The organism is Catellatospora aurea (assembly GCF_042663325.1).
GTDB lineage: Bacteria > Actinomycetota > Actinomycetes > Mycobacteriales > Micromonosporaceae > Catellatospora > Catellatospora aurea.
On sequence record NZ_JBHTAC010000020.1, the window covers coordinates 73,276 to 85,959 of the forward strand.

Annotated in this window: 10 protein-coding genes; 2 read left to right on the top strand and 8 right to left on the bottom strand. The window is 71.5% G+C overall.

What is annotated here, in order from left to right:
* Positions 1–115: 115 nt before the first annotated feature.
* Genes ACFQO7_RS20555 through ACFQO7_RS20570 form a run of 4 tightly spaced genes read right to left on the bottom strand, consistent with a single transcriptional unit; the run spans position 116 to position 7,663 of the window.
* Positions 116–790, bottom strand: a complete 675-nt coding sequence (locus ACFQO7_RS20555; protein ID WP_376807846.1) for a phosphatase PAP2 family protein — start codon at positions 788–790, stop codon at positions 116–118.
* A complete protein-coding gene (locus ACFQO7_RS20560) occupies positions 783–4,049 on the bottom strand; it encodes an efflux RND transporter permease subunit (RefSeq protein ID WP_376807847.1) in 3,267 nt (1,088 codons plus the stop codon). Before ACFQO7_RS20560 ends, ACFQO7_RS20555 begins: the two co-directional genes overlap by 8 nt.
* A gap of 16 nt (positions 4,050–4,065) precedes the next feature.
* Positions 4,066–4,527, bottom strand: a complete 462-nt coding sequence (locus ACFQO7_RS20565; RefSeq protein ID WP_376807848.1) for an efflux RND transporter periplasmic adaptor subunit — start codon at positions 4,525–4,527, stop codon at positions 4,066–4,068.
* A 7-nt stretch (positions 4,528–4,534) separates the two neighbouring features.
* Positions 4,535–7,663 carry an efflux RND transporter permease subunit gene (locus ACFQO7_RS20570; RefSeq protein WP_376807849.1) on the bottom strand — a complete coding sequence of 1,043 codons (3,129 nt, stop codon included), beginning with the start codon at positions 7,661–7,663 and terminating at the stop codon, positions 4,535–4,537.
* A gap of 241 nt (positions 7,664–7,904) precedes the next feature.
* Between ACFQO7_RS20570 and ACFQO7_RS20575 the strand changes: the two genes are divergently transcribed.
* Complete coding sequence (locus ACFQO7_RS20575; RefSeq protein ID WP_376807881.1) at positions 7,905–8,627, top strand: Bax inhibitor-1/YccA family protein; 723 nt, start codon at positions 7,905–7,907, stop codon at positions 8,625–8,627.
* Between the two features lie 160 nt (positions 8,628–8,787).
* Here ACFQO7_RS20575 and hisF read toward each other — a convergent pair whose 3' ends face one another.
* Both hisF and ACFQO7_RS20585 read right to left on the bottom strand, forming a co-directional pair.
* Entirely contained in the window at positions 8,788–9,546 is a 759-nt protein-coding gene (gene hisF, locus ACFQO7_RS20580) for an imidazole glycerol phosphate synthase subunit HisF (RefSeq protein WP_376807850.1), read from the bottom strand.
* Complete coding sequence (locus ACFQO7_RS20585; protein WP_376807851.1) at positions 9,543–10,496, bottom strand: EamA family transporter; 954 nt, start codon at positions 10,494–10,496, stop codon at positions 9,543–9,545. Before ACFQO7_RS20585 ends, hisF begins: the two co-directional genes overlap by 4 nt.
* A 72-nt stretch (positions 10,497–10,568) precedes the next feature.
* On the opposite strand from ACFQO7_RS20585, the gene ACFQO7_RS20590 reads away from it, so the two are divergent.
* The gene (locus ACFQO7_RS20590; protein WP_376807852.1) at positions 10,569–11,471 is read left to right on the top strand and encodes a LysR family transcriptional regulator; all 903 of its coding nucleotides are present in this window, start codon (positions 10,569–10,571) and stop codon (positions 11,469–11,471) included.
* A 125-nt stretch (positions 11,472–11,596) separates the two neighbouring features.
* Here the strand turns inward: ACFQO7_RS20590 and priA are convergent, their stop codons facing one another.
* Positions 11,597–12,319 (bottom strand): bifunctional 1-(5-phosphoribosyl)-5-((5-phosphoribosylamino)methylideneamino)imidazole-4-carboxamide isomerase/phosphoribosylanthranilate isomerase PriA, encoded by a 723-nt coding sequence (gene priA / locus ACFQO7_RS20595; protein ID WP_376807853.1) that lies wholly within the window; start codon positions 12,317–12,319, stop codon positions 11,597–11,599.
* A complete protein-coding gene (locus ACFQO7_RS20600) occupies positions 12,319–12,651 on the bottom strand; it encodes a hypothetical protein (protein ID WP_360529530.1) in 333 nt (110 codons plus the stop codon). The genes priA and ACFQO7_RS20600 overlap by 1 nt, the downstream gene beginning before the upstream one ends.
* Between the last annotated feature and the right edge of the window lie 33 nt (positions 12,652–12,684).

Consider the following 12,684-nt stretch of genomic DNA (forward strand, 5'->3'; position numbering starts at 1 on the left):
GGCGCGTGACGACGCCGCAGGGCTGCCCGACGATGTCCGCCGCGAGTTCAGGCAGCACCGTCCCCGTAAGCACCCTGGCACACCGCGAGCCCCGATGAGGCCGAATCAGTCCAGGTCAGACGTTCATCCGAGGGCGCGAGACAGGACGTATCCGGTCGTGCAGCATCGCCGCGGCGACCACCGTGGCGAGCCAGCACGCGCCCAGGGCGTAGCCGGCCAGCACATCGGTGAGCCAGTGCACGCCGAGATACAGCCGGGAGAAGCCGACCAGCAGCGCCACGACCGTGACCGCCAGCCACACCAGCGGTTTCGCCGCACGGCCGACGCGCAGGCTGACCAGCAGCGCGAGCATGCCGTACGCGGCCGCGGCCTGCGCGCTGTGACCGGAGGGGAAGGCATAACCCGTGGCCGTGGTCAGCACCTCGCCGACGACGGGCCGCGGCCGCACGGTGAGCAGCTTGCCCGCGGTGGCCAGCAACGCGCTGCCCACCGACACCGCCAGCACCAGCGCCACGGTGCGCCGCCGGTCCCGCCACAGCGGCAGCAGCAGCGCCGCCAGCACGAGCAGCGGCACGGTGACCCAGCCGCTGCCCAGCCAGGTGACCGCCTGCATGCAGCGAGTCAGCCAGGGCGTGCGGTGATCCGCCAGCCAACTCGCGACCGGCGGATCTCCACTGCTCAGCTCCTCGTGCGCGACCACGTCGTCGGTGATGCCGGCGAGCACCCACAGGCCGACCAGCGTCGCCGCCGCCCCGAAGGCCAGCCAGCCCCGCACCCGCTGATCAGGCAACGCGCAGCCTCACCCGGATCGTGCGCAGCCGCCCGCCGGCGGGCCTGCGGCTCATCGCCATGGTCGGCGAGGGTCCGGCGGGCGGCGGGGCGGCGGCGTGCCGCGGGCCGGACGGTTCGGTGGGCGGCGTCGGCCCTTCGTCCAGCGCGTCGTCGCGGCGGCCCCGGCCGAACTTCAGGTACAGCGCGGGCAGCACGAACAGGTTCAGCAGGGTCGAGGTGACCAGGCCGCCGAGGATCACCACGGCCATCGGGTACTCGATCTCGTGGCCGGGCAGGTTGCCCAGCACCACCAGCGGCACCAGCGCCAGCGCGGTGGCCAGGGTGGTCATCAGGATCGGCGACAGCCGCTCGCGCGCGCCGCGCAGCACCAGCTCCAGCCCGAACGGCTCGCCCTCCTCGCGTTCCAGGTGCTGGAAGTGATTGATCATCAGGATGCCGTTGCGGGCGGCGATGCCAAGCACCGTGAAGAAGCCCACCAGTGAGCCGAGTGAGATCACCCGGCCGGTCAGGAACGCCGCCAGCACGCCGCCGACCAGGGCCGCGGGCAGGGTGAGGAAGGACAGCGCGGCCAGCCGCCAGCTGCCGTACGACGCCTGCAGCAGGAAGAAGATGGCGACCGCGGCGAGCCCGGCGTAGACCAGCAGCCGCCGGTCGGCGGCCTGGCGCTCTGCGTATTCGCCCAGGATCTGGGCATAGTGGCCGCGCGGGAAGTCGACCGTCTGCATCTTGTCTTCCAGCTCGCTCACGACTGAGCCCAGGTCGCGGCCCTTCACGTTGGCGTCGACGTCGATCTTGCGCAGGGTGCCGTCGTGCTCGATCTGGTTCGGCGTCGACGCGATGCGCACGTCGGCCACCTCGCTCAGCGGCACCGTGCCGCCGGCGGGCACGTCGATCGGCAGCTGCCGGATCGCGGTGACGCTGGACCGCGTCTCCGGCGTGCTCCAGACCTGCACGTCGTAGGCCTTGCCGTCGCGGAAGACGTCGCCGACCTCCTCGCCCGCCATCAGCGTGGCCGCCGCGCGGCGCACGTCACCGGGCTTGATACCGAGCTGCTGCGCCTTGGCGAGATCGACCTCGACCTCGATCTGCGGCACCTGCTTCTGCAACGAGATGTGCTCGTCGACCACGCCGTCGATGCCGGACAGCACGGTGAGGACCTTGTCAGCCTGCTCGCGCATGACCTGGAGGTCCTCGCCGTAGATGCGCACCACGATCGCGTCGCCGGAGCCGGTGAGCACCTCGCGGATGCGCTCCTTGAGGTAGGTCTGCACGTCGCGGACCAGACCCGGGTAGCTGTTCACGACGTCTTCGATCTTCTTGTGGGTCTCGTCGTAGTCGGCGTCCGGGTCGATGCTGATCCAGTTCTCGCCGAAGTTGACCCCGACCACCTCGTCGGCGATGAGCGCCTGGCCGATGTGCGCGCCGAAGTTGCGCACCCCCGGAATGGCCATCAGGTCCTTGCTGGCCTGCTCGGTGATGCGCACCTCCTCCGGGTGCGACGCGCCCGGCTCGGTGACCCAGTGCATCAGGAAGTCGCGCTCCTTGAAGGAGGGCAGCAGCGCCTGGCCGAGGCCCGGCAGCACCACGATGCCCGCCAGCGTCATGACCGCGACCAGGGCGTACGCCCGCACCGGCCGCTGGGTGACGCGGCTCAGCGCCGCCTGGTAACCCTTCTGCAGCCAGCGCACCAGCGGCGACTCCCGCCGCTCCAGCGGCGCCTTGCGCAGCAGGATCAGCGCCAGGGCCGGGGTGACCGTCAGCGCGACCACCATGGACACCAGCACGGCCAGCATGTACGCCAGGGCCAGCGGCCGGAAGAACGCGCCGGTCAGGCCCTCCAGGAAGAAGATCGGCACGGCCGACGCGATGATGATCAGCGTGGCGTAGACGATCGGGCCCCGGACCTCCAGCGAGGCGTCGAGGATCAGCCGGGCGGTCGTCGGCACGGAGTCGTCCGCACCGGCCCGCCGGGCCTGGCGCAGCCGTCTGACTATGTTCTCGATGTCGATGATGGCGTCGTCCACCACCACGCCGACGGCGATCACCAGCCCCGCCAGGATCATGGTGTTGATGCCGTACCCGAAGGCGTGCAGCACCAGCCCCGCGCCCACCAGCGACAGCGGGATGGCGACCACGCTGATCAGCGCGGTGCGCCACTCGAACAGGAACAGCGCCAGCACCAGCACCACCAGCAGGCAGCCCAGCAGCAGCGCCCGGCCCAGGTTGTGGATGGCGGTCTCCACGAAGGTGGCCGGCCGGAAGATCGTCGTGTCCACGTTGATCCCGGTCAGGCCCGGCGCGAGCTCCTTCATCGCCGCCTCGACGCCCTCGGTCACCTCCAGCGTGTTGCCCCAGGGCAGCTTCTCGACGATGAGCATGAGGCCCGGCCCGCCGTTGATCACCGCGTCGCCGATCATCGGCTGGTGGTCCTCCTTGACCGTGGCGACGTCGGCCAGCAGCACCTTCTTGCCGTCACGCTCGGCCACCGGGACCTGTGCCAGGTCGGCCGGCGTCACGATCGGCAGCACGTGCTGGATCGCCATGCGCTGATTCGGTGTCTCCAGGTAGCCGCCGGTGCCGATCACCGCGCCGTCGGAGTAGCGCAGCAGGCCCGCGTCGAGCGCGTCGGCGGTGACCTCCATGACCTCGTCCAGCGACACGTCGTGCGCCTTCATCCGGGCCGGGTCGGCCTGCACCTGCATCATCTGCAGCCGCTCGCCCCAGATGGCGACGTTGGCCACGCCGGGCACGCGCAGCAGCCGGTTGCGGATGGTCCAGTAGGAGACCATCGACATCTCCATCACGGACCGGGTGTCCGAGGACAGCCCGATCTTCATGACCCGGCTGGTCGACGACAGCGGCTGCAGCATGACCGGCGGGCTGGCCCAGGTCGGCAGCATCGCCGAGGCCTCGTTGAGCCGCTCGGACACCAGCTGGCGGGCCTTGAGCAGGTCGGTGCCCGGCTTGAAGATGAGCACGATCGACGACAGCTGCGACACCGACTTGGACCTGATGTCGGCCAGGCCCTCCACGCCGTTGAGCGCCTGCTCCAGCGGCACCGTGACCAGCGCCTCCACCTCCGCGGCGGACAGGCCCAGGCTCGGGGTCTGCACCTCGACGCGTGGCGGGGCGAACTCCGGAAACACGTCGACCGGCATGTCGCGCAGCTGGCCGACGCCGAAGAACATCATGCCGCAGGCGATCGCGACCACCAGGGCCCGGAACTTCAGGCTCGATCCGACGATCCACCGCATCATGGCCGTGCCGCCTCCGTCACTTGCCGATGCCGGTCTCGGCGCCGTAGAGCTCGGCCGCGCCGACGGACACCACCTTGGCCCCCGCCGCCGGTCCCTGGGACAGCCGCACCTGGTCACCCTCGATCTTGGTGACGGTGATCGGCTCCCGCTGGAAGCTGAGCGGCGCGGTCTCGACGTACGTCCACGTGGTGCCGTCCGGCAGGTAGATCAGCGCGGAGTACGGGATGGTCTTGACCCCCGCCGCCTCGGTCAGCGGCACCGCGGTCAGGCCGAGCCGGCCCACGCCCTCCTCCGTTAGCGTGACCTTCTTGACCTTGCTGCCTTCGATCGACTCGACCTTGGCCGGCTTGGGCGGCGTCGAGGTGCTCGTCGGCACCCCCTTGGCCGCGGCGACGCCCAGCGCCCCGACGACCAGCAGGCCGACCAGCAGGCCGCCGACCGTCCACCGGTCGAGCCTCTCGCCGAAATGGTGCTTCATCGTCGTGTCACCCCAACCGTGGTTCGGTGTAGAGCGCGAGGTCCTCGCGCTGTGAGCCGGCCCCGAAGCGCAGGTACAGCGCGGGGACGGCGAAGAGGGCGAGCAGCACGGCCACCGTCAGGCCGCCGAGCAGGACCAGCGCGATCGGCTGCAGCAGCTCCATGCCCGCCCGGCCGCCGAGCAGCAGCAGGGGCAGCAGCAGCGCGGCCGTGCCCACCGCGGTGACCAGGATCGAACCGGCCTGCTCCCGGGCCGCCCGGGTGACCAGGCCGGAGCCGAACGGTTCCGCGCCCCGGCGTTCGAGGGCCTGCATGTGGCCGACCATCTGGAGCACGAACCGGGCCGTGATCGCGGCCACGGCGACCAGCGCGGTCAGGGTCGTGATCGCCGACAGGCCGGTGATCAACCCGGCGATCAGGCCGCCGGCCATGGCCACCGGCAGCGTCAGGAACGCCAGCGCGGTGAGCTTCCAGCTGCCGATCGCCGCCTGCATCAGCAGGAAGATCCCGATCAGCGCCGCGAGCCCGACCAGCAGCAGCCGGTTCTGGTTCTCCTGCTGGTGCTCGTACGCGCCGAGCAGCTCCGCGTGGTGCTCCAGCGGGAACGGGATGGCGCCCAGCTTGGACTCGACGTCGCCGACCACGGCCCGGTAGTCGCGGCCCTTGATGTCGGCGCTCACGTCGACGTACCGGAACACCGAGTCGCGCTCGATGACGGTCGGGCTGGGCGCGATCGACACGTCGGCGACGTCGCCGAGCCGGATCTGCTGCCCCGCCGGGGTATTGATCTTGAGGTCCTGGATGCTGGTCAGGCTGTTGCGCACGGTCGGCGCGCCCCAGACCACGACCTCGAAGACCTTCTGGTCCTCGAACAGGTTGCCGACCTGGATGCCGGACAGCATCGCGGCGGCGGCCCGGCGTACGTCACCGGGCTTGATGCCGGCCTGCTGCGCCTTGGCCAGGTCCACCTTGACCCGCACCGTCGGCTCCTCCACCGGCAGGTCGGCGGCCGGGTTGACCACGCCGTCGACGGTGCCCAGCATCTGCTGCACCTCGGCCGCCTTGCTGCGCAGCACGTCGAGGTCCTGGCCGTACACCCGCACCACCACGGCTTCCTCGTCGCCGCCGAGCAGTTGGGTGATCCGCTCCTCCGGGTAGGTCAGCACGTCGGTGTCCAGACCCGGGTAGCTCTTCACGAGCGAGGCGATGGCGGCGCGGGTGGCGCCGTAGTCGGCGGCCGGGTCGATGTTGACCCACAGCTCGCCGGAGTTGACGTTCACCACCTGGTCGGAGGTGATGGCCCGGCCCAGGTGCGCGCCGACGGCCTGCACCCCGGGCAGCGCCTGCAGGTCCTTGCTCACCTTCTCGGTGATCCGGGTCATCTCGATGCCGGAGGTGCCGGGTGTGGTGTCCCAGTGCACCAGCAGGCTGCGCTCGCGCAGCGACGGCATCACGCTCTGGGCCAGCGGCTGGAACAGGGCCAGCACACCGCCGAGGGCGACCAGCCCGGCCAGCCCGTACGCGATGGCGGGTGTGCGCAGCACCGGCGACAGCGACCGCGGGTACCAGCCCTGCGCCCGGCGCAGCAGCGGCGAGGAGTGCCGTTCCAGGGCGGTGTTGCGCAGCAGCACCAGCGACATGGCCGGGATGAAGGTCAGCGCCACCACCGTCGAGGCGAGCACGACGGCGACGAAGCCGAGCGCCAGCGGGCGGAAGAACAGCCCGGTGAGCTCCGGTAGCAGCAGCACCGGTGCGGCCGCGACCAGCGCGATGACGGTGGCGTACGCCGTCGGCTTGCGCACCTCCAGCGCCGCGTTGAAAATGGCCCGGCCGACCGGCTCCTCACTGCCCGACAGCCGCCGCTCGCGCAGCCGGCCCGCGATGTGCCGGACGTCGCCGACCGCGTCGGCGATCGCGAAGACCACCCCGAGCACGATGCCCGCCAGCAGCATCAGGTTCAGCCCGTACCCGGCGAAGCTCAGCACCACCCAGGCCAGCGCCACCGACACCACGACCGCCAAGAACGCGGTGAGCGCGGTGCGCCACTCCCAGAAGCACAGCGCCAGCACCAGCGCGAGCAGCAGCAGGCCGAGCAGCGCGACCAGGGCGGAGCTGTCCAGCGCCCGGTCGATGAAGGCGGCCGGCTGGTACACGTTCGTGTTCATCTCGATGCCGGTCAGGCCGGGCTTCATCGCGCTCAGCGCCGCCTGCACGTCCTTGGTCACCTGCACGGTGTTCGCGCCGGGCAGCTTCTCGATCACGAGCATGAGGCCGGGGCCGCTCTCCACCAGCGCGTCGCCGATCAGCGGCTGGTGGTCCTCGACCACCGTGGCCACGTCGCCCAGGCGCAGCCGCTTGTCGCCCTCCTGGCTCTCCAGGGTGACCTGGGCCAGGTCCTGCGGGGTGCGGATGGGCAGCACGTGCTGGATGCCCAGCCGCTGGTTCGGGGTGTCGATGAAGCCGCCGGTGCCCGGGGTCGACGCCTCCAGGAAGGTCAGCGGGGAGACCCACAGCGCGTTGCCGGCGGTGGAGATGACCTGGTTGAGCGTCACGTCGTTCTGCTGCAGCTTCGCCGGGTCGACCTGCACCTGCAGCTGCCGCTCACGGTTGCCCCAGACGGCCACGTTGGCCACGCCCGGCACGCCGATCAGGCGCGGCTTGATCACCCAGCGGGCCAGCACCGACATCTCGGTGAGCGGAACGTCCTTCGAGGTCAGGCCGACCATCATGACGCGGTTGGTGGACGACAGCGGCTGCAGCATCACCGGCGGGCTGGACACGTTGGGCAGCGCGCCGGCCTGGGTCAGCCGCTCCTGGACCATCTGGCGGGCCCGGTACACGTCGGTGCCCGGTTCGAAGATCAGTTCCACTGAGGAGAGCCCGGGGACCGACTCGGAGTTGATGTGGTCCAGCCAGGCGACGCCGTTGAGCAGATCGGACTCCAGCGGCACGGTGATCAGCTGCTCGACCTCCTCGGCGGACAGGCCGAGCGCCTCGGTCTGCACCTCCACCCGCGGGGCGCTGAACTCGGGCAGCACGTCCACCGGCGCGCTCTTGAGCCGTACCGCGCCCAGGATCAGCAGCGCCGCCGCGAGCGGCAGGATCAGGAGGCGGAACTTGAGACTGGTGCTGACCATCCAGCGGATCATGGCCGTGGACTTCCCTTCCAGCGACCGCGGAGCGGCGGTACATCCGTCCGATGGGGCGCGACCGTGGTCGCGCAACCCGCATAACCTGACCGTAATCCGAACCCGCCCGATTTGGGAGACTCATTCGGATTTCAGAGATATCTCAGTGAACACACAGCCTGGGAGCATTTAGACAGCTAATGTCCGGTTGAGAGTGCCGTAACGTCGTCAGCGGAGGACGTCCGTGGTGATGCAGAGCTCCAATCCCGTGCTCACCCGTCCGATCGAAGCGCCGGTCGTCCTCGACCAGCGGCAGCGGCTCACCCTGGACGGCGTGTGCGGGCGCACACTGGTGCTCGTCGCCGTCACGGCGGCGGCCGCCGCCGCGTCCTGGAACCTGCTGCAGACCCCCGCCTGGACCGGGCTGGCCGTGCTCGGCTCGAGCCTGGCCGGGCTGGCGCTCGCCCTGGTGATCGTCTTCAAGCGGATCACCAACCCGTTCGTGATCGGCGGGTACGCCGTACTGCAGGGCGTCTTCCTGGGCGTGGTCAGCCGGGAACTGGAGCAGCAGTTCCCCGGCATCGTCGTGCAGGCCGTCATCGGCACGTTCGGCGTCTTCCTGGCCATGGCCGCGCTGTACAGCGCCCGCATCCTGCGCGCCACCAAACGCTTCACCCAGGTCGTCACCGGCGCGCTGCTCGGCATCGTGCTGCTCAGCCTGGTCGACCTGGCCCTGCGCTTCTTCGGCCACAGCCTGCCGATCTACCGCGCGGGCACCCTGGGCGTGCTGTTCGCCGTGCTCTGCGTGGTCGTCGGCGCGCTGACCTTCGTCATCGACTTCGACCAGGTCGAACGCGCCGTCGCCGCCGGCCTGCCACCCCGCTTCGGCTGGTACCTGGCCTTCGGCATGCTGGTCGGCCTGATCTTCCTCTACTGGCAGATCCTCCGCCTGCTCAGCTACCTCCGCCGCTGACCGGACCTAGGAAGGGCACCTTCGTCGGCTCGCGTCAGCGAGCCGAGCAGCAGCGCAGCACGCTCCGCGTTATAGAAGGTGCCCTTGTTAACACCGGATGCCGCGTGAGCTGCGGCCAGCCAGGCCTGACGGTGCAGTCCGCACGGCGCGTCCGCGTAAGTCAGCGGACCGGGTGGCCGGCTCCGCGCAGGGCCGTCTTGACCTCGCCGATCGTGACGTCGCCGAAGTGGAACACGCTGGCGGCGAGCACCGCGTCGGCCCCGGCGTCCACGGCCGGCGGGAAGTGGGCGGCCTTGCCCGCGCCGCCGGAGGCGATCACCGGGATGTCGACCACGGCCCGGACCTCCTTGATCAGTTCGAGGTCGAAGCCCTCCTTGGTGCCGTCGGCGTCCATGGAGTTCAGCAGGATCTCGCCCGCGCCCAGGTCGGCGACCCGGCGGGCCCACTCGATCGCGTCCAGCCCGGCCGACTTGCGCCCGCCGTGCGTGGTCACCTCGAACCCGGCGCCGTCCTTGAGCCGCCGCACGTCCAGCGACAGCACCAGCACCTGGCTGCCGAAGCGCCGGGCGATCTCGGTGATCAGTTCGGGCCGGTGGATCGCGGCGGTGTTGACGCCGACCTTGTCCGCGCCCGCGCGCAGCAGCACGTCCACGTCCTCGACCGAACGCACGCCCCCGCCCACGGTCAGCGGGATGAAGACGGTCTCGGCGGTGCGCCGGACCACCTCCAGCATCGTGCCGCGGCCCTCGAAGGAGGCGGACACGTCGAGGAAGGTGATCTCGTCGGCGCCCGCCGCGTCGTACGCCGACGCCAGCTCCACCGGGTCACCGGCGTCGCGCAGGTCGACGAAGTTGACCCCCTTCACCACCCGTCCGGCGTCCACGTCCAGACAGGGGATGACCCGCACCGCGACACTCATGCGCTCGACGCTACCTGCCGGCCCGCCACGACGAGCCGCTGGTCCGGCTCGTGGGACGGTCCGGGGCGCCGGTCCGTGCCGTCCGGGGCCGCGACCCTGCCGCCGCCGCTCGCCCCGAGCAGCACTCCCCCGATCACCAGCGCCCCGGCGATCACATCGCCCGCCCGCAGCGGCTCGCCCAGGAACAGGGCCGCCGAACTCATCCCGAAGAACGGGACGAGCATCGAGAACGGGGCCACCGTCGCCGCGCCGTACTGCTTGATCAGCACGCCCCAGCCGGCGAACCCGGCCAGCGTGGAGATCCCCGCGATGTAGGCCAGCGCCCCGAGCCCCGACAGGTCCAGCCCGGACAGTGCCGCGCCGACGCGGTCGGGACCCTCGAACAGCAGCGACAGCGCGAACAGCGGCAGCGTGGCCACCGCAGACACCCAGACCATGAAGCGCAGCATGTCGGGCGGGGCGGCCCGCCGCATCATGACGTTGGAGACGCTCCACGCCACGGCGGCGGCCAGCACCAGCACGAAGCCCTCCACGGGCCGGTCGGACCCGAGTCGGGAGGCGACCAGCCCGACGCCCGCCACGGCCACCCCGAGCCCGGCCCACTGGCGCACGCCCGGCCGCTCCCGCAGCAGCGCGACCGCGAAGACGGTGGTGAAGATCGCCTGGCTCTGCAGCAGCAGCGAGGACAATCCGGCCGGCAGCCCGGCGGCCATCCCCGCGAACAGCAGCGAGAACTTGACCACGCCCAGCACCAGGCCGATGCCGAGGACCCACCGCCAGGGCGTACGCGGACCGCCGATGAGCAGCACCGCCGGGAACGCGGCCAGCGCGAACCGCAGCGCGCCGAACAGCAGCGGCGGCATCCGATCCAGCCCGACCTCGATCGCGACGAAGTTGCAGCCCCACGCGGCGGCGACGGCGACGGCCAGCAGGATGTCCCTCGGTCTCATGAACCGAGTCTCGGCCCGGAGAACCGTGCAGCACCAGCGAATAGTTCTTCAGTATTCGTTTAGAATCGCTACATGCTCGATCTCGGCCGCCTGCGCGCCATCGACGCGCTCTCCCGCCACGGCACCGTGCACGCCGCGGCCGCCGCCCTGCACTGCACCCCGTCCGCGGTGTCGCAGCAGCTCGCCAAGCTGGAACGGGAGACCGGCGCGGTGCTCTGCCACAAGGACGGCCGCGGGCTGCGCCTGTCCGACGCGGGGCGGTTGCTGGCCGAGCACGCCGCGCTGGTGCTCGCGGCCGCCGACACCGCCTCGGCCGCGCTCGACGCCTACCGGGGCGAGGTCGCCGGCGAGGTCACCGTCGCCTGCTTCGCCACCGCCTGCCGCGGCCTGCTGCCACCCGCCCTGACCGCATTGAACAGGTTGTATCCGCGCCTGCGCCCCCGCGTCGTGGAGACCAACCCGTACGAGGCGCTCCAGTCCCTCGACCGCGGCCGCGTCGACGTCGCCGTGATCGACGACTGGCGCGAGGTGCGCCTGCACCTGCCGCCCGGCGTCTCCTCGACCGTGCTCGGCGAGGACACCGCCGACCTGGTCGTGCCCGCCGACCACGCGCTCGCCACCGCCGGGCCGGGCCCGCTGGACCGGGCCGCCAACGAGCGCTGGATCGCCTCACCGGAGGGCACCATCTGCCACGACTGGCTGGTCCGCGCCCTACCCGGCCTGCGCCCCGCGTACCTGGTCGGCGAGTTCGAGACCCAGCAGGCCCTGGTCGCCGCGGGCCTCGGCGTCGCCCTACTTCCCCGCCTGGCCCGCCTCACCACCGCCCCCGGCACCGTCGTGGTCCCCGTCGACCCGGTCCCCACCCGCCGCGTCAGCGTCACCTGGCGCACCGCCCACCACCAGCGCCCCGCCCTCAAAGCCGTGCTCGACGCGATCACCACCGCCTGGTCCACCCGCACCACGGCCCGCGCCTGACCCGCCTCCCCCCGTGGCGCAACTCTTAACGAGTCGCGCCTACCGGGCCGGCCCGATGCCGCAACTCGTTAAGAGTTGCGGCGCGGCGCGGCGCGGCGCGGCGCGGCGCGGCGCGGCAGGCGGCGTCAGGCGCCCAGGGCGGTGAGGGCCTCCGGGATGGTGAACGCGCCCGAGTAGACGGCTTTGCCCGTGATGACGCCTTCGACGCCGATCGGCTCCAGCGTCGCCAGAGCGCGCAGGTCGTCGAGCGTGGACACCCCGCCGGACGCGATCACCGGAGCCGACGTCGCGGCGCAGATGTCGCGGTACAGCTGCAGATTCGGCCCCTGGAGCATGCCGTCCTTGAGGATGTCGGTGACCACGTACCGGGCGCAGCCGGCCTTGTCGAGGCGCTCCAGCACCTCGTACAGGTCACCGGCGTCGCGGGTCCAGCCGCGCGAGGACAGCACCCGCCCACGTACGTCGAGGCCGATCGCGACCCGGTCGCCGTACTCACCCACGACCCGGTCGCACCACTGCGGGTCCTCCAGCGCCGCGGTGCCGATGTTGACCCGGGCCGCGCCGGTGGCCAGCGCCGCGGCCAGCGACTCGTCGTCGCGGATGCCGCCGGACAGCTCGACCTTGATGTCGACCCGGCCGACCAGCTCGGCGAGCAGTTCCGCGTTGGAACCCCGGCCGAAGGCGGCGTCGAGGTCCACGACATGGATCCACTGCGCCCCGGCCGCCTGGAAGTCCAGCGCGGCGGCCAGCGGGGCGCCGTACGACGTCTCGCTGCCGGCGGCGCCCTGCTCCAGGCGCACCGCCTGGCCGTTGACGACGTCCACGGCGGGCAGCAGATCCAGGGCCATCAGGAACTCCTTCGATCGAAAGCGACGATCACGAACACGGGCAGGGTCAGCGCCAGCAGCAGTGACAGCGCCACCGCCAGCGCCGTCGACGGCACCAGCGTCCAGATCACGAACAGGGCGAGGGCCACCACGATGGCGACCCCGGCCCGCTCGGCCGCGCTGCGCCGCGCCGACAACCGGCCGGTACGGCGTATGCGCAGTTCATACAGGCTGATCCGGCGCCAGAAGGCGCGCCGCGCCAGGCGGCGGGCCGCCCGGCGCTCCTCGGCCGCGACGGCCTGCCGTGCGGCCGCCTCACGGGCCTCACGGCGCAGCTTGCGTTCCTTGCTCATCTGTCGTCTCCACCCCGGTCCCGCCGCAACGTC